The 17,124-nt window shown below is 61.3% G+C and carries 16 protein-coding genes; 7 read left to right on the top strand and 9 right to left on the bottom strand.

From position 1 onward, the window contains the following. The first annotated feature begins 145 nt into the window (after window positions 1–145). Both ICY20_RS05265 and ICY20_RS05260 read left to right on the top strand, forming a co-directional pair. Window positions 146–910, top strand: coding sequence for a response regulator (locus ICY20_RS05265; protein WP_194937056.1), 765 nt, complete (start codon window positions 146–148; stop codon window positions 908–910). After that, window positions 910–1,947 carry a sensor histidine kinase gene (locus ICY20_RS05260; protein WP_194937055.1) on the top strand — a complete coding sequence of 346 codons (1,038 nt, stop codon included), beginning with the start codon at window positions 910–912 and terminating at the stop codon, window positions 1,945–1,947. Before ICY20_RS05265 ends, ICY20_RS05260 begins: the two co-directional genes overlap by 1 nt. 127 nt (window positions 1,948–2,074) lie before the next feature. Here the strand turns inward: ICY20_RS05260 and ICY20_RS05255 are convergent, their stop codons facing one another. The 9 genes from ICY20_RS05255 to ICY20_RS05215 form a co-directional block, all read right to left on the bottom strand. Continuing rightward, window positions 2,075–3,136 (bottom strand): AI-2E family transporter, encoded by a 1,062-nt coding sequence (locus tag ICY20_RS05255; protein WP_194937054.1) that lies wholly within the window; start codon window positions 3,134–3,136, stop codon window positions 2,075–2,077. Between the two features lie 72 nt (window positions 3,137–3,208). After that, window positions 3,209–4,027, bottom strand: coding sequence for a DUF4892 domain-containing protein (locus ICY20_RS05250; protein WP_159958319.1), 819 nt, complete (start codon window positions 4,025–4,027; stop codon window positions 3,209–3,211). Window positions 4,028–4,129: 102 nt separating this feature from the next. After that, window positions 4,130–4,984: an alpha/beta hydrolase gene (locus ICY20_RS05245; protein WP_159958317.1), complete on the bottom strand. Its 855-nt coding sequence runs from the start codon at window positions 4,982–4,984 to the stop codon at window positions 4,130–4,132. Then, window positions 4,981–5,784 carry an alpha/beta fold hydrolase gene (locus tag ICY20_RS05240; RefSeq protein ID WP_159958315.1) on the bottom strand — a complete coding sequence of 268 codons (804 nt, stop codon included), beginning with the start codon at window positions 5,782–5,784 and terminating at the stop codon, window positions 4,981–4,983. Before ICY20_RS05240 ends, ICY20_RS05245 begins: the two co-directional genes overlap by 4 nt. 98 nt (window positions 5,785–5,882) lie before the next feature. Further along, on the bottom strand, window positions 5,883–6,326 hold the full coding sequence (locus ICY20_RS05235; RefSeq protein ID WP_159958313.1) for a hotdog fold thioesterase: 444 nt from the start codon (window positions 6,324–6,326) through the stop codon (window positions 5,883–5,885). A 31-nt stretch (window positions 6,327–6,357) separates the two neighbouring features. Next, window positions 6,358–8,004: an AMP-binding protein gene (locus ICY20_RS05230; RefSeq protein ID WP_194937053.1), complete on the bottom strand. Its 1,647-nt coding sequence runs from the start codon at window positions 8,002–8,004 to the stop codon at window positions 6,358–6,360. Between the two features lie 85 nt (window positions 8,005–8,089). Then, window positions 8,090–8,539: a phosphohistidine phosphatase SixA gene (gene sixA / locus ICY20_RS05225; RefSeq protein WP_159958309.1), complete on the bottom strand. Its 450-nt coding sequence runs from the start codon at window positions 8,537–8,539 to the stop codon at window positions 8,090–8,092. Further along, a complete protein-coding gene (locus tag ICY20_RS05220; RefSeq protein ID WP_159958307.1) occupies window positions 8,536–8,883 on the bottom strand; it encodes a DUF4389 domain-containing protein in 348 nt (115 codons plus the stop codon). The genes sixA and ICY20_RS05220 overlap by 4 nt, the downstream gene beginning before the upstream one ends. A gap of 10 nt (window positions 8,884–8,893) precedes the next feature. Further along, window positions 8,894–9,919: an NAD(P)H-dependent glycerol-3-phosphate dehydrogenase gene (locus ICY20_RS05215; protein ID WP_159958305.1), complete on the bottom strand. Its 1,026-nt coding sequence runs from the start codon at window positions 9,917–9,919 to the stop codon at window positions 8,894–8,896. A 195-nt stretch (window positions 9,920–10,114) separates the two neighbouring features. Between ICY20_RS05215 and ICY20_RS05210 the strand changes: the two genes are divergently transcribed. The 5 genes from ICY20_RS05210 (at window position 10,115) to fabB (ending at window position 17,061) form a co-directional block, all read left to right on the top strand. Next, window positions 10,115–12,235: a TonB-dependent receptor plug domain-containing protein gene (locus ICY20_RS05210; RefSeq protein ID WP_324187946.1), complete on the top strand. Its 2,121-nt coding sequence runs from the start codon at window positions 10,115–10,117 to the stop codon at window positions 12,233–12,235. Window position 12,236: 1 nt separating this feature from the next. Next, a complete protein-coding gene (locus ICY20_RS05205; protein WP_194937051.1) occupies window positions 12,237–13,166 on the top strand; it encodes an ABC transporter substrate-binding protein in 930 nt (309 codons plus the stop codon). After that, the gene (locus ICY20_RS05200; RefSeq protein WP_159958299.1) at window positions 13,163–15,064 is read left to right on the top strand and encodes an ATP-binding protein; all 1,902 of its coding nucleotides are present in this window, start codon (window positions 13,163–13,165) and stop codon (window positions 15,062–15,064) included. The genes ICY20_RS05205 and ICY20_RS05200 overlap by 4 nt, the downstream gene beginning before the upstream one ends. A gap of 249 nt (window positions 15,065–15,313) precedes the next feature. Next, entirely contained in the window at window positions 15,314–15,829 is a 516-nt protein-coding gene (gene fabA / locus ICY20_RS05195) for a 3-hydroxyacyl-[acyl-carrier-protein] dehydratase FabA (RefSeq protein ID WP_010211704.1), read from the top strand. A gap of 11 nt (window positions 15,830–15,840) precedes the next feature. Further along, window positions 15,841–17,061: a beta-ketoacyl-ACP synthase I gene (gene fabB, locus ICY20_RS05190; protein ID WP_017734322.1), complete on the top strand. Its 1,221-nt coding sequence runs from the start codon at window positions 15,841–15,843 to the stop codon at window positions 17,059–17,061. Window positions 17,062–17,124 lie beyond the last annotated feature (63 nt).

Genomic DNA, 17,124 nt, shown 5'->3' with positions numbered 1-17,124 from the left:
CCATATATTTCAAAGCTGATACATTCACGACATGCCCCCAACACGCCCCACGGCTAGGCTCGCTCGCACGACCCACCGACCAGCACTTCCAGCCATGTGGCTGGGCGCCTATGCTGACCGCAACAACCAGGCAGATGATCGCACTATGCATACCCCTTCCGTCCCGCCGAATGACGAGCACAAAAGCGCGGTGATCGCCGACGACAAACGCTGGAACACCCGCGCACTGATCGTCGATGACGATGTGCCGATTCGCGAGCTGCTGATCGATTACCTGGCGCGTTTCAATATTCTCGCCACCGGCGTGACCGATGGCACCGCGATGCGCCAGGCCATGCAGGCCGAAACCTTTGACGTGGTGGTGCTTGACCTGATGCTGCCGGGCGAAGACGGTCTGTCGCTGTGCCGGTGGCTGCGTTCGGAATCGGACATCCCGATCCTGATGCTCACCGCCCGCTGCGAACCCACCGACCGCATCATCGGCCTGGAACTGGGCGCCGACGACTACATGTCCAAGCCGTTCGAGCCGCGTGAACTGGTGGCCCGTATCCAAACCATCCTGCGCCGTGTGCGCGATGATCGCACCGAACAGCGTGCCAATATCCGCTTCGACAACTGGCGCCTCAACAGCGTACTGCGCCAGCTGGTGGCCGACGATGGCCTGGTGGTGCCGCTGTCCAACGCCGAGTTCCGCCTGTTGTGGGTATTTATCGAACGCCCGCGCCGGGTGCTGAGCCGTGAACAATTGCTGGACGCTGCCCGAGGGCGCTCCATCGAGGCCTTCGATCGCAGCATCGACTTGCTGGTGTCGCGCTTGCGGCAAAAACTGGGGGACGACCCCAAGGCTCCGCAGTTGATCAAGACCGTGCGGGGCGAAGGCTATCTATTCGACGCCCGAGACATAGGCTGATGCGTGCCCCCTTCAACACGCTGTTCGGTCGGCTGTTTGGCGTGTTGCTGGTGGGCATCGTGCTGGCCCATGTGCTAGCGATTTCCTGGTTCCGCTATTACGGCCCTCCGCCACCGCCGCCCCAGGAAACCTTTGTAGAGCAGCCGGACGGCACCATGGTGCCGCTCAACAAGGAACGCCATCGCCCTTGGTTCGGCGGCCCGCTGGTGCCGCTGACGTTCCAGTTCATCTCGCTGATCATCGCCGCCTGGTACGGTGCCAAGCTGTTAAGCCGGCCGATCCAGCGCCTGAGCGATGCCGCCGAGCAACTGAGCCTGGACCTCGACAGCCCGCCCTTGGACGAGTCTGGCCCACGGGAGGCTCGGCAAGCGGCGTACACCTTCAACCTGATGCAGAGACGCATCCGCGAGCAGGTCAGCCAACGTGCACGCATGCTGGGCGCGGTCTCCCATGACCTGCGCACCCCGCTGTCACGCCTCAAATTGCGCCTGGAACAGATCGAAGACACCCGGCTGCAAGGTCAGATGCGCCAAGACCTGAACGACATGATCGCCATGCTCGACGCCACGTTGAGCTATCTGCACGAGCAACGCACCAGCGAAACCCGACATTGGCTGGACGTGCAGGCGCTGGTGGAGTCGATGAGCGAAAACGCCCAGGACCAGGGCTCTGATGTGCAATTCGCCGGCACCTGCGCGCCCTTGCAGGTACAGCCGATGGCCTTGCGGTCAGCCCTCAACAACCTGATCGACAACGCGTTGCGTTACGCAGGCACTGCGCGTGTGGAGCTGCAAGACAGCCGTGAAGCGCTGGTGATTCGCGTGATCGACCACGGCCCCGGCATTGCTGCGGATATGCGCGAGACGGTGTTCGAGCCATTTTATCGGCTGGAAGGCTCGCGTAACCGCAATTCCGGTGGCGTTGGGTTGGGGATGACGATTTCCAAGGAGGCGGTTGAGCGCCTGGGCGGGCGTCTAACCTTGGAAGAAACGCCAGGCGGTGGGCTGACGGCGGTCTTGTGGCTACCAAGGGCCTAGAAAGCAAACACAGGTCAAATGTGAGAGGGGGCTTGCTCCCGATAGCGGTGTATCAGTCAAAGCATTCGATGCCTGACACTCTGCTATCGGGAGCAAGCCCGCTCCCACATGGATAACGCCCTTTCAGTTAGATCGATTTGTCTTCTCGGCGACCTTGCGCTTGGGTCGCACTCCAATCCATCAACAAGCTATACGCCACCGCCAGCAACGTCGGGCCAATAAACAGGCCTATGAAGCCAAAGGCAATCAACCCGCCAAATACCCCGAGCAACACGATCACCAGCGGCAGGTTGCCACCCCGGCTGATCAGGTAGGGCTTTAACACGTTGTCGACGCCGCTGATGATGAACGTGCCCCAGACACCAAGGAACACCGCGTAGGTGTAGTCGCCTTTCCAGGCCAGCCACGCCGTGGCCGGGATCCACACCAACGGCGGGCCCATGGGGATCAGGCTGAGCAGGAAGGTGACGATCCCCAGTACTAGCGCCCCCGGCACACCGGCGATCAGGAAGCCAATCAGCGCCAGCAGCGCCTGGGCGGCGGCTGTGCCAATCACGCCGTTGACCACTCGTTGCACAGTGCCTGCCACCAATTCGATGTAGTAGCCGGCACGTTCGCCGATCAAGCGCTCCAGCAGACGGTGCACAAACATCGCCAGGCGCGGGCCGTCCCGATAGAAGAAAAACACGAACACCAGGCTCAGGGTCAGCTCAAGGATGCCGCCGCCGATCTGTGCGCTGCGCGCCAGTAACCAATTGCCCACCTGACCCAGATAGGGTTTTAACGTCACCATCAATGCCGCACCCTGCTGGTCGATGCTGTCCCACATCGCGACCAGGCGGTCGCCGACAATAGGGATCGACCCCAGCCAAGTGGGCGAGTGGGGCAGGCCATCGACCTGAATATCCTTGATCAGCGCCACGGCATCGCGTACGTGGTCCGCCAGGTTAAACCCCAGCCACACCAAGGGGACTGCTACCAACAACATCCAGCCCAGGGTGAGGATGCCGGCGGCCAGGGATTCGCGGCCACCCAGCGCGCGGGTGAGCAGTCGCATCAGCGGCCAACTGGCAAACGCCAGCACCGCGCCCCAGAACAGCGCCGACCAGAACGGCGCCATCACCCAGAAGCTGGCACCAAACAGCACCAGCAGCAGGATTTGCACCAGCAGGCGATCGTTATTGAGCATGGGGGTTCTCTAGAAACAGATGTTAGGAAACTAGCTTAGGCGAACGGCACGGGTCCGTTCGCCCCGTGACGCTTAGCGTATCAGATGCAGGTGCAGGCCCTTGGCATCATCGGTGCCTGTTTCCAGGCGCGCGGCGCGCACGCCACTGTCGATCAGGCCTTGGCGCCAGGCCTCGGCGGTTGGCCCGGTCAAACTCACGCGCAAGGTGGTGTCGAGGTTCAACCCGCGCGAAATCAAGGTCAGCCAGGTCTCATCAGGCTCGGCGCCCAACGCGGGAAAATCCAGCTCGCCAGTGCTTTTGAGCTCGCGCAGCAAGGTTGCCGAGGTGGGCAGCAAATCACCCAAGGGCGCGCTGGCGTCCAGTTGCTCTACATGCAGATAGGCGCGACGGTTGCCGCGGGTGATGCCGTACAGCGCCACCAGGGAGTTGTCCTGCGGCGCAGCCAGGCGCAACAACAGGTATTCCTGCTGGCCATCGGCGCCGACCAACTTGGCGTTGCCGAAGACCTCATTGGCCCACAGGCTGCTTTCGCCACAATCACGGGCCTTGCACCAGAACAATAACTGCGCGCCCTGCTCCTGCAACGCTTCGCGAGTGGCAGTAAACGCAGCACTGGAGGTGTGCTCGGCGGGTAGTTCATAAGTGACGGCAGTGATTTGGCCGCGGGCAATGGCCTGGCCGTCGTAGCGCAATTGGCCGCTGATCTTGCGGATGGCGCCCATGGGGTAGATGCGTTCTTTTTCTTCCGCTGGGCGGTAATCGACGATTTGCGCGTCGACCTGACGGGCTACTGTGGGCAGGTCCTGACTACCCGGGACGTCGGCGGCAAATACCAATGGGCTCAGAAGGCTCAGGCCCAGTACACGGATACATCCGTTACGCACGCTCATAAGATCAACGAGCCCAGGCCATCGGAGGTCGCAGCAATGTTGAGTTTATTCATGGTTGACTCCCTTTCAATCCGCCCAGCCTCGGCAGTTGACCGCCCCAAGTCAAGGCGCGCAGAAGAACCTATTGAAACAGTCTGCAACAAGGAGCGCGCCGGGCTCATCATTCAAGTGCAAATGATGGCCGCCTGGCAGCGTGGTCACCGTGAAGGGTAGCTGGGAAAGCAATTCGGGATGTTTCGCCAACATGCCGTCAGCGGCTACTACCAACTGCGCAGGGCAACTCACGCGCCGCACGAAAGCCATAGCTTGTTCGTCTGTCAGACGCATCGGCGACGCCAGGGTAAGTCGACTGTCGGTGCGCCAGGTATAACCGCCCGGTACCGGCATCAAACCGCGCTGGGCCAGCAGTTCGGCAGCTTCGCGGCTGACGGCAACCAAGCCTTTCATGCGCGCTTCAACTGCACGATCCAGGGTGCTGTAAACCGGTTTGCGCTTGTCCTGCAGGCTCAATTGCGCCTGCAAAGCCATGCCCAAGCGCTCGGCCGCGTTCTCGCCGCTGGCGGTTGGCGGGATCACCCCATCGATCAACCCAAGGTGCGTCACTCGCTCCGGCAAGGCGCCAGCCAACACCAGGGAGACGATGGCGCCGAGGGAGTGGCCAAGTAATGCAAAACGTTTCCAGCCCAGTTGTTCGGCGACTTGCAGCACATCAAAGACGTAATCCCACAAGGCATACCCGGCGCCGGCAGGACGATGGGCCGAATGCCCATGCCCTGCCATGTCCAGGGCCACGATGCGCAAACCCTCAAGCTTGGGCGCCAACCGCGCAAAGCTGTTGGCGTTGTCCAGCCAGCCATGCAGGGCGATTACCGGAAGGCCATCCTCGGGGCCGAACAGATGGGCCGCCAACTCAATGTGCGGCAGGCTAAGGCGCACTTCCTCGACCGGCGCACTCATGCGCAATTGCGCTCGCGGGCTTGCCAGCGGGAAAACAGGTTCTTGATCAGGGTCGCAGTGTCCTGGGGGCGTTCAAGGGGGAACATGTGGCCGCCGGGCATGGTGAGCATCTCGCCCATGGGCAGGCGATCGACGCCGCTGGCGTGGTGACGCATCACCACGCGGCTCTGGCGACCACGCACCACCGCCAGGGGTACTTTCAATTGGCGCACCTGGCCGGGGCTGGTGTGGGGCACGCCGCGGTAGATGCTGATTTCGGTGGCCGGGTCAAAACGCAATCGCAGGCGATCGCCCACTTGCTGCAAGCCATGTTGCAGGTAGGCGTCGAAGCATTCCGGGTCAAAGCCACGGAACAGGGTCTTACCAGCAAAATAGCTGCGGGCGGCGGCCAAATCGCTGAATTCTTCACGCCGGCCCAGGGTGCGCCCGGCCGGGGTCAGGCGGTCGATAAAACCGAAGCGCTTGGCCGCACGAATCACCCAGCGGTCGGCGCGGGTCAGCACCGGTGAGTCGAGCATCACCACGCCGCGATACAGCTGCGGGCAACGCATGGCCGCATGCAGGTGCAACACGCCACCCAAGGAATGGCCCACGCCCCACACCGGCTCTGGCTGTTGCTCCAGGTGGTGGATCAATTCGTCCACCAGGTTCTGCCAGTTGTCATCCACCGGAAACCTGGGGTCGTGACCGTGCTGCGGCAAGTGAGCCACTGCGTATTCCGGGGCCAGGGCGGCAAACAACTTGCCGTAGGTGGCCGAAGGGAAGCCATTGGCGTGGGCAAAAAACACGTGCTGCGACATACCGGTTCCATCTATTTAAAACAGACATCGATTGTCACCAGCCCAGGGCAGCACAGCAATGACTGTAACTGCCAGGAATGATGACACTCACGCCACGCCTATCGAACCGGCGGGTTCTCGCCCAGTGGCACCACCGCCATGGTCAGGCGCGACACGCAGCTGGCCTTGCCCTCATCGTTGGTAAGGCGGATATCCCAAACCTGAGTGGTACGGCCGATATGGATCGCCCGCGCCACCGCCGTCACCCGCCCGCTGCGCACTCCGCGCAAGTGGTTGGCATTGACCTCCAGGCCCACGCAATAAAACTTGCTGGGGTCGATGCACAGGTAGGCGGCCATTGAGCCGATACTTTCTGCCAACACCACCGACGCACCGCCGTGCAACAGGCCAAAGGGCTGATGGGTACGAGGGTCGACCACCATGCTGGCGGTCAGGGACTCGTCGTCAAAGCTTTCAAAGCGAATATCGAGCAGCTCGCCGATGGTGTTTTTCTGGATCGCGTTGAGTTGTTCGATATTCGGTTGGGTGCGCCACAAGCTCATGGGTAGTGTCCTTATTGGTTTTATTACGCCCCTAATCCTGCCACAGAACGGTTTCGGAACGCTCGCTCCACATTTGGAAATATTCACCGTAAGTCGATTCGATCACGTTGCGCTTGATCTTCAAGGTCGGCGTCAGAAAGCCGTTTTCCACGGCCCAGTTGTCCCTCACCACCACCAATTGGCGTAGGCGCTCATGCTTGTCCAGCGTCTGATTGACCTGTTCCAGCCAGCGCTCAAGGCTTGCGCGCAACCCCGAGTCCTCGCCTGCCGCCGATAACACGCATAAGCCTATCGGTGCGGTGAGGCCATCGCCTACCACGCAGACTTGCTCGATCCGCCCATGTTCGGCCAAACGGTTTTCAATCGGTGCCGGGGCCACATATTTGCCCTTGCTGGTCTTGAAGATCTCCTTGAGTCGCCCGGTGAGGCGCAGACGGCCATCGGCGTCTTGCTCGCCCTTGTCGCCGGTGCGCAGGAAGCCATCGGCGGTGAGGGTCTCGGCGGTTTTGTGTGGGTCTTTGAAGTAGCCGAGCATGGTCGCGCCACTGCGCACCTGCACTTCGCCGGTAGTGTCTATGCGCACTTCAACCCCGGGGCACGGCAGGCCGATCCAACCGATTTTTTGCTGGCCGGGGCGACACACATGGGAATAGCCGCAGCTCTCGGTCATGCCATACACCTCAAGCACGTCCAGGCCCAGGCGTTGATACCAGCGCAACAGCGCCTCGGGCACGGGTGCAGCGCCTGAAAGGGCAACGCGCAGCGCGTCCAGCCCCAGCCCGGCCAGTACCTTTCGGCCCACACGCTTGCCGATGAAAGGCAGGCGCAGCAAGGTGTCCAGGCGTTTTTGCGGGATTTTGGCGAAAACACCCAGCTGAAATTTGGTCCAGATACGTGGCACGCCAAACAATGCGGTCGGCCTTGCCCTACGTAAATCCGTCAGAAAAGTATCCAGGCTTTCAGCGAAAAATACGGTTTGCCCGGTGTAGATCGACGCCATCTCCACAAACATCCGCTCCGCCACATGGCACAGCGGCAAATACGACAGCAATCGGTCGCCCTCCCCCAGGCCAAACAACTCGGTGCCACGGGTGGCCGCAAAGCCCAGGGCGCCGAAGCTGTGCATCACGCCTTTGGGCAAGCCGGTTGTGCCGGAGGTATAGATGATGGTGGCCAGGTCCGACGCCGCAGGGGTGGGTTCGTCCTGGATCGGCGAGCAGGCTTGCAGGTCGGCCCAACTGAAATCGAATTCGCCCTCCGGGCACAGCGGCAGACTGATGGTCGGCACCTGCGCCAGCACACCGGGCGCCATGGCGGGCCAGTCGTCGAGCTTGCCGATAAACACCAGCGCGGCTTCGGAGTGGCTGAGCACATGGGCGACGGAATCGGCGGTGAGGTTGGGGTAAAGCGGCACCGAGACGTGCCCGGCCATCCAGATCGCCAGGTCGGTGATGATCCAGTGCGCACAGTTTTTTGAAATCAGCGCAATGTGCGAGCCGTGGGGCAACTCCCGGGCACGCAGCCAGTGCGCCGCGCAACGGGCCTGGTGGCCCACCTCGCCCCACGTGAGGCGCTGTACCTCGCTACCGCCAATGGGTTGAACCAGATAGGTTTGGCGCGGATGTCGCGCTTCACGTTCGAAGAAGACCTGCAACGGCAAACGAAAAGCAACGGGCATGGGACGCGCTCCTTTGTGGTCCGACGATAGCCAACCAAGCACTTGCTTGGTTGACTATATAGCACACACAAAGCTGCGATAAAGCCTACGGATTCTTCACGCTGACCAGGCTCATCAGCCCCGCCAGCGGGAAATCCCCTTCCAGCTCCGCCAAACTGGCGGTGTACATCGGTTGCGGCTGGCGCTGATGACCGTGCTGCAAAAAGCTGATCAGGCTGCCCACCAAAGGCTGGTGGCTGACCAGTAGCACGTTGTCATCGGTGTCGAGTTTTTCCAGCACCTGCTGGGGGTTACCTTCGGGTGTCAGCCACGGCACCGTGCGAATTTCAGGCTCAAAGCCCAAGGCTTCACGTACCAGATGGGCTGTCTGCTGCGCCCGTACATAGGGGCTGGCGATAATGGCACTGATGGGCTGGCCGATCAGGTGCGCGGCGCTGCGCAACACCTCGCCGCGACCCTGCTCGGTAAGATTACGCTCGGCATCGGTGCGGGCATGCCCCTCGGCTTCACCATGACGCAAAACCCAGAGCTTCAAAGCTTTGGCTCCTCATCACGGGCCGGGTGCGGCGCCGGCGGCACGCTGTGGGCGGCTTCGCCCTCGGGTGCGCGCGGCGTTGGCCAATCGGCGAACGGCCACGGTTTCTGTTCGGTGTGGAAGCTGCCAAAGCGGCCGATCTGTGCCAGAAACTGGCTAAGGCTATCGCCAAAATTCATCAAGCCCAGGTTCGGTGCGCTGTAGATCAAACGGTAGATCAGTTGCACGATCACCAATGCCCCGAGCAGGAACTGCGCGACTTGCCACACCAGGGCAAACACCAACATCCACAGGATGCGCAGAACAATGGACTCGTACTTGGGGGCTGCTTTCGGTTCATTCATGGCGCGTTCCTCAGTTGAAACCACTGGTGGAAATAAAGTCGACATCGGTTTTCGGCTCGGCACGCATCAGCAGCTCGATGACCTGGTTCAAGGTGCGCCCTTCAAACAGGATCGCATGCAGCCCGGCGACCAGCGGCATATACACGCCCGCTTCCTGAGCCTTGGCCTTGAGCACCTTGAGGGTGTTGACCCCTTCAGCCACTTCGCCCAAACGCGTCACCGCATCTTCCAGGCTCAAGCCCTGGCCCAAGGCAAAACCCACCTGGTAGTTACGGCTTTTCGGCGAGGAGCAGGTGACGATCAAGTCACCCACGCCCGCCAGCCCAAGGAAGGTCATCGGGTTGGCACCCTGGCTCACCGCAAAGCGCGTCATCTCGGCCAAGGCCCGGGTGATCAGCATGCTCTTGGTGTTTTCGCCCATACCCAGCGCTACAGCCATGCCGGCGATGATGGCATAGACGTTTTTCAACGCACCGCCCAGTTCGACGCCGAAGCGGTCGCTGCTGGCGTAGACGCGGAAAGTGCGGCCATGCAGCACCGCCTGCACGCGCTCACACAGTTCTTCGTCTTCACTGGCAACCACGGTGGCCGTCAGCGCGTGCTCGGCCACTTCCCGCGCCAGGTTCGGCCCGGACAGCACGCCAATACGCGCTTGCGGGGCGATCTCTTCGAGGATTTCGCTCATCAGCTTGAAGGTCTGCGCCTCGATGCCCTTGGTCAAGCTGACCAGCAGCTTGCCGGCCAGACGCTCGGCATGGGGCGCCAGCACCGAACGCAGCGCGCTGGAGGGCAACGCGACAAAGCTCAGGTCGCATTCGTTGAGGGTGGCGAGCAAGTCCGTCACCGGCTCGACCGCCGGATGAATCTTGATGCCCTTGAGGTAACGCGGGTTTTCCCGGTTAACCCGAATCGCTTCGGCCTGCTCGGGATCACGCATCCACTGGCGCACGGCATGACCATTCTCGGCCAGCAGGTTAGCCACGGCGGTACCAAAACTTCCGCCTCCCAGGACCGCAATAGGGCGCTGTTCAGTCATATGCAATCCGTTAATCCATACCAGTGGCGATGGCGGCATTATACGGAGCGACCCGCTTGCGGCCAGCCCCCGTGTCAATTCACACGCTTGTCGGAAAATGCCACGCGTGTGTGAAGTAAATACAAGTCCCGCGACTGGCAAAAGACTTCACCTCAGTTAACATGGGCGGCTATCCGCAATTATCAAGGCCGTTCCGTGTATTTGGGCCCTCCTCCCCGCTCATCCCTGTGGTTGATGTTGATCTGCAGCGCACCGACGCTGGCCGATGATCTGTTCCTCGACAACCAACCGCTGCCCCAGGTATTGACCGCCACGCGCCTCAAGCAATCGGCCGCTGCCGTGCCTGGCAGCATGACCGTGATCGACAACGAGCTGATCAAGGCCAGTGGCGCACGGGACATCAGCGAATTGCTACGCCTGGTGCCAGGGATGATGGTCGGCTACGCCACCGGCAACCAGGCCGCCGTGAACTACCACGGCACCAGCGCCAGCGATGCACGGCGCATGCAGGTGTTGATCGATGGCCGCTCGGTCTACCGCGCCGGTCTGGCCACGGTGGACTGGAGCGATATTCCAGTGGCCATGGAAGATATCGAGCGCATCGAAGTGTTTCGCGGCCCCAACACCGTCAGTTACGGCGCCAATGCCTTGATGGCGGTGGTCAATATCCTTACGCGCTCGCCCGCCAACAGCCAGGGCACGCGGGTGAAGGTGGTGCGCGGCGAACGCGGCATCAACGACCTCTATGCCAGCCAGGGCGTGGGTTGGGAAACCGGTGATTTGCGCCTGTCGCTCTCCGGCCAGCAAGACGATGGCTTCGACAGCGACGCCGCCGGCGCCGACCGCCGTGACAGTCGCCGCATCAATCGCTTCAGCCTCGCAGTGAGCCAGACCCTTAACGCGCAGCAAAGCATCGACTGGCAACTGGATGCGAAGGAAGGCACCAACCAGCGCCCGTATACCTACACACCGGTATTCGCCGGGATTACCGAAGGTGGTAATAACTCTGACGCCACCGCCAAGGACTACGCCGGTTCCCTGCGCTGGAACTTCGATTTCAACCCCGACCACAGCCTCTACATCCAAGGCTCGGCCCAGCAATGGGAACGCCGGCAAATCTGGAAAGCCTGCGACGCCAAGGTCTCGTTCAGCCCGGAGCTGACCCAACTGTGGCAACTCAACCCCAACTACGCCGAGTTGCTGGCCCGGCATATGGACACCTACAGCCAGGGCAGCGCACCACCGGGCACAGCCGCCGAGCAAGCGCTGGCCAACGAGGTGTTAAACCAATGGCGCAACGGCAATAACCAAAGCGTGTGCGGCGATATCGATCAGAGCACACGCGAAAGCCGCTATGACCTGGAGATTCAGGACACCCTCAGCCTGTCCGAGAGCCTACGCCTGGTCAGCGGCATCAACTACCGCTACGACCGCGCCGACTCCGACACCTATTTCAACGGCACCCTGGACGACACCACCTGGCGCCTGTTCGGCCAACTGGAATGGCGCGCCAGCGAACATTGGTTGCTACAAGGCGGCGCCATGTTCGAAGACACACGCCTGAGCGGCAGCTCACTGACGCCACGGGTAGCCGTCAACTATTTGATCAACCCACGCCACGGCCTGCGCGCGGTTTACTCCGAAGCGATCCGCTCGCCCGACATGTTCGAGAACAATGTCAACTGGAGCTACCGCGTCACCAACCTCAGCTCCCCGGCCTACGGCCAGACCAGCGGGCAATACTTCGTAAAGACACGGGGCCCTGGCAACCTCGACAAAGAGATGATGAAGTCACGGGAACTGGGCTATAACGGGTTCTTTGCCGACATCGGGCTGAACATGGACATAAAGGTGTTCTACGACGAAATCACCGACATGATCAGCTCGCCGCTGCGCAATAACCAATACATTGCCAGTAACGCCAACAGCTCGCGGTTTACCGGTGCCGAGTCCCAGTTCGACTGGCGCGTGAGCAATGCCGACCGCCTGCGGCTTACCTATGCTTACGTCGACGCCACCACCAGCAACCCGCGGGACAAGGCCCAGACTGCTCGCAACAGTGGCTCGGCCGGCTGGCTACGCGAATGGGGCCAAGGTTGGTCCAGTGCGTTGTTTTACTATGGCGACGACGCACTCAACCAATATCGTTTCGAACGGGTCGACCTGCGGGTGGCCAAGCGCATTGCCCTGGGCAAAGCCAATGTGGAGCTGGCCGGCATGTTGCAACAACGCCTCGATAACCAGCCCACCACCTGGGCCGATAACAACTACGACCATCGCCACGCACTCTACTTCAGCGCGGAGTTAGAGTTCTGACATGGGCAACTCGTCACGGATGACCTTCTTCTTTATCTATACCGTCTGGCGACGCGCTGCGCTACTGGCGTGCCTGCTGCTGGCCTCGCCTGCCTGGAGCGCCGATATCCTGCTGACCGCCGCCGATGACAGTGCTGGGGTGCAAGCCTTTACCCAAGCCCTGGCCGAACGGCGCCCTGAAGACCGCGTCACCTTCACCGCACTGGAGGGTCTACCAGCACCGAGCCGATTGCCAGCGGGCACGCGCCTTGTCCTGCTGGACCTGCCGGCGCTCGACTGGCGCCTGCAAGATACCCAGGGCCCGCCAACCCTTGTACTGCGCATCAGCCGACTCCAGGCCCAGCAACGCCTCGGCACCACCCAGCACGCCCATATCAGCCTGTTGTGGAGCGACCCGCCGCTGGACCGCCAACTGCATCTGATCGCCACTATCCTGCCCCAAGCGCGGCGTATCGGCGTGCTCTACGGCGCTGACAGTGAATTCCTGCTACCCGAGCTGCGCCAATTCGCCGCCCCCATGGGCCTGGAAATCGTGACCCAGCGCTGGGACAGCATTTATGACAGCCGCCCACTGCAAACCTTGTTCAGGAACAGCGACGTGCTGCTCGGCCTCGACGACCCGCACCTGTACAACTCCAAAACCGCAAAAAACCTGTTACTGAGTAGCTATGCCCAGCAACTGCCGCTGGTGGGCCCTAACGCGGGGTTCGTGCGCGCCGGCAGCCTGGCTAGCACCTACAGCGACCAAACCGACTGGCTGGCCGTGCTTGACCGCCTGCTGGATCACCCGCCCGCCAGTTGGCCGCACTCGTTGTACCCGGAGCACTTCAAAGTCGTGGGTAACCCGCAAGTGGCACGTTCACTGGGGATCGAACAGGTGAATGAAGCCAGCGTCACCGCCCGACTGGCCGAAGGAGAAAAACGCCCATGACCTTGCGTCGACGCTGGGACATCAACACCCGCACGCAGCTCATTACCCTGGGCCCGGCGCTGTTGCTAACGTTGCTGTTGATCAGCTTCTTCACCTTCGTGCGTATCCAGGACTTGCGCCAGGAACTGGACCACACCGGCCAGCTGATCGCCAACCAATTGGCGCCCGCCACCGAATACGGGGTGATTTCCGGCAACAACGATGTGCTCGAAAGTTTGCTGCGTGCCACGCTGGCAACGCCTCACGTACGTTTTTTGGAGATTCAGGACAGCAGCGAAAACATCCTGGTGTACGTCGAACAACCGTCGGAGCGACACGACCGTTCGCTGTCGGTGAAAGTATTCCAGGCGCCGATCCGCCTGCAACATATCCAGCTGGGCAATGACTTCTTTCAGGACAACCTCAACGAACCCAAGGCGCCGCGTGCAGACTACCTGGGCCGGGTGATCGTCGGCATGTCCAATGATGCGTTCAGCCAGCGCCAGCAGGAGATCCTGTTCAAGGCCGGCATCCTCGCGTTATTTGCCCTGCTGTTTACCTTTCTACTGGCCCGGCGCCTGGCGGCCAGCCTGTCGCAACCGATCAGTGCCATGGGCAATGCTGTAAAAGCCATTCAGCAAGGCGACTACAAAACCCCGCTGCCGATTGTGGATGACTCGGAGCTGGGCGACCTTTCGCGGCATATCAACAACCTTGCCGAAGGCCTCAACCATGCCAGCCGCGAACAGCAGCAGGCCATGGCCCAGTTGATCCAGACCCGCGAAGAAGCCGAACGCGCCAACAACGCCAAGTCCGACTTCCTGGCGATGATGAGCCACGAATTGCGCACGCCGATGAATGGCGTGCTGGGCATGCTGCAATTGCTGGAAACCACCGAGATGACCGAGGAGCAGACCGAATACGCGGCGCTGGCCTCGGAGTCCACCGAGCATTTGCTCAAGGTGATCAACGACATCCTCGATTTCTCGCGTATCGAACGAGCGGCCCTGGAGCTGGAGCACATTCCGTTCAACCTGGCAGACCTGCTCAACAGCTGCGGCCAGGCCTTTCAGCACAGCGCCCAGCAACGCGGGTTGGCGCTCAAGCTATCGATTCCCTCTGGCGTGGACACGCTGCGGGTGCAGGGCGACCCGACGCGCATCCGCCAGATCCTGGTGAACTTGATTGGCAATGCGCTGAAGTTCACCGAGCATGGGAGTGTGACCGTCGAGCCGCATTGCCAAGCACTGGACCATGAGCTCGTATGGTTCACCTGCACCGTGCGCGACAGCGGCATTGGCATCTCTGCCGAGCGCCTGGAGTTAATGTTCGACGCATTCCAGCAGGCCGACAGTTCCATTTCAAGGCGTTACGGCGGCACCGGCTTGGGCCTGCCCATCGCCCGCACCCTGGCCGAGCGCATGGGCGGCACGTTGCGCGCCCAGAGCGAAGAAGGCCGGGGCTCGGTGTTCACGCTGGAGATACCGCTGGCCATCGACCAACAGCGCCTGCCCGCCATTGCCGCCGACGGCGAAGGCAAAGCGAGCGCCGGGGACGGCCGCCATGTACTGCTGGTGGAAGACAACCCGGTCAACCGCACCGTGGTGGAAGCCATGTTGCGCAGCCTGGGCTTTGAAGTGAGCTTGGCCACCGACGGCGTCGAAGCGATCCGCAGCGCCGAGAGCCTGATTTTTACGGCAATTCTGATGGACTGCCGCTTGCCGTTGATCGACGGCTACGAAGCCACCCGACAGATTCGCCAATTACCGGGCTGCGCCGACCTGCCGATCATCGCCCTTACCGCCAACGCCTTGCAGGGCGATCGCGAGGCGTGCCTGGCAGCGGGCATGAACGATTACCTGGCCAAGCCGTTCAAACGCATCGATTTGCAGCAAATCCTGCAGCGCTGGGTGCAATAGCGCCGCGCCATCAACCAACTCCGACTGGCGTGAAAGACGAAAGTGCGGCAGTCTTAGGCACCCGAACGGGCCGATAAACAGGCCCGGTTTAAAATTTCAGTGAACAAGTGTACATTGAGTACCTTACCGCTGTGACTTTCACTACAACGCAATAGTCTATGTGTAGGCTGCCGACATGAGGCATGAACGCTTCATTCGGTTCGGGAAGATTTGCCCTACCCTGCCGCATGGGATTATTGAGGAGCTCGCATGACCAAACAAAACGCCTTTACTCGGGAAGACCTGCTGCGCTGCAGTCGCGGTGAGCTGTTCGGCCCAGGTAACGCGCAACTGCCCGCCCCGAACATGCTGATGGTGGATCGCATCACCCATATCAGCGAAGAGGGTGGCAAGTACGGCAAAGGTGAATTGGTCGCCGAGCTGGATATCACCCCGGACCTGTGGTTCTTTGCCTGCCATTTCGAAGGCGATCCTGTAATGCCAGGCTGCCTGGGTCTCGACGCCATGTGGCAACTGGTCGGTTTCTTCCTCGGCTGGCAAGGCCTGCCGGGTCGCGGTCGCGCCCTGGGTTCGGGCGAAGTGAAGTTCTTTGGCCAGGTGCTGCCGACCGCCAAGAAAGTCACCTATAACATTCAGATCAAGCGCGTCCTCAAGGGCAAGCTGAACCTGGCCATCGCCGATGGTTCGGTGAGCGTCGACGGTCGCGAGATCTATACTGCCGAAGGCCTTCGCGTCGGCGTATTCACTTCCACTGACAACTTTTAAGGGTTATCCGCATGCGCCGCGTCGTTATCACTGGTCTGGGCATCGTTTCTTGCCTGGGCAATGACAAAGAGACCGTCACCGCTAACCTGCGTGCAAGTCGCCCTGGCATCCGCTTCAACCCGGAATATGCCGAAATGGGTCTGCGTAGCCAGGTTTCCGGCTCCATCGACCTGCCCCTCGAAGAACTGATCGATCGCAAGATCTATCGCTTCGTCGGCCACGCTGCCGCCTACGCCTACCTGGCGATGAAAGACGCAATCGCCGACTCCGGCCTGAGCGAAGACCAGGTTTCCAACGTACGCACCGGTCTGATCGCCGGCTCGGGCGGCGCATCCACCCTGAACCAAATGGAAGCGCTGGACATCCTTCGCGAAAAAGGCGTGAAGCGCGTTGGCCCGTACCGTGTAACGCGGACCATGGGCAGCACCGTTTCGGCCTGCCTGGCCACGCCATTTGCCATCAAGGGCGTGAACTACTCGATCTCCTCGGCCTGCGCCACCAGTGCTCACTGCATCGGTACTGCGGTTGAGCAGATCCAGCTGGGCAAACAAGACATCGTGTTCGCCGGCGGCGGTGAAGAAGAGCATTGGAGCCAATCGTTCCTGTTCGACGCCATGGGCGCACTGTCCACCCAGTACAACGAAACGCCGGAAAAAGCCTCCCGCGCCTACGACGCCAAGCGTGACGGTTTCGTCATCGCCGGCGGTGGCGGCATGGTCGTGGTCGAGGAGCTGGAACATGCTCTGGCCCGCGGCGCCAAGATCTACGCCGAAATCGTTGGCTACGGCGCGACGTCCGACGGCTACGACATGGTTGCGCCAAGCGGTGAAGGCGCCATCCGCTGCATGCAGATGGCAATGTCCACCGTTGATACCCCAATCGACTACCTGAACACCCACGGCACCTCGACTCCGGTCGGCGACGCCAAGGAAATGGAAGGCGTGCGTGCGGTATTCGGCGACAAGGCTCCGGCGATCAGCTCTACCAAGAGCCTGTCGGGTCACTCCCTGGGCGCCGCGGGCGTTCACGAAGCGATCTACTGCCTGCTGATGATGGAAGGCAACTTCATTGCCGGCTCGGCCAACATCGATGAACTGGACCCAGCTGTCGCTGACATGCCGATCCAGCTCAAGACCGTTGAAAACGCCAAGATCGACACCGTGATGAGCAACAGCTTCGGCTTCGGTGGCACTAACGCCACCCTGGTGCTGAAACGCTGGCAGGGCAAGTAAGACCTGTAGCTTGATTGCATGAAAAAGCCCCGACTGGTTCGGGGCTTTTTTATGGGTGATGGA

Origin of the sequence: Pseudomonas pisciculturae, assembly GCF_015461805.1 — a bacterium.
Taxonomy (GTDB): Bacteria; Pseudomonadota; Gammaproteobacteria; order Pseudomonadales; family Pseudomonadaceae; genus Aquipseudomonas; species Aquipseudomonas pisciculturae.
Note: the sequence above shows the minus strand (reverse complement) of the source record. Positions and strands in the feature narration are given on the sequence as shown.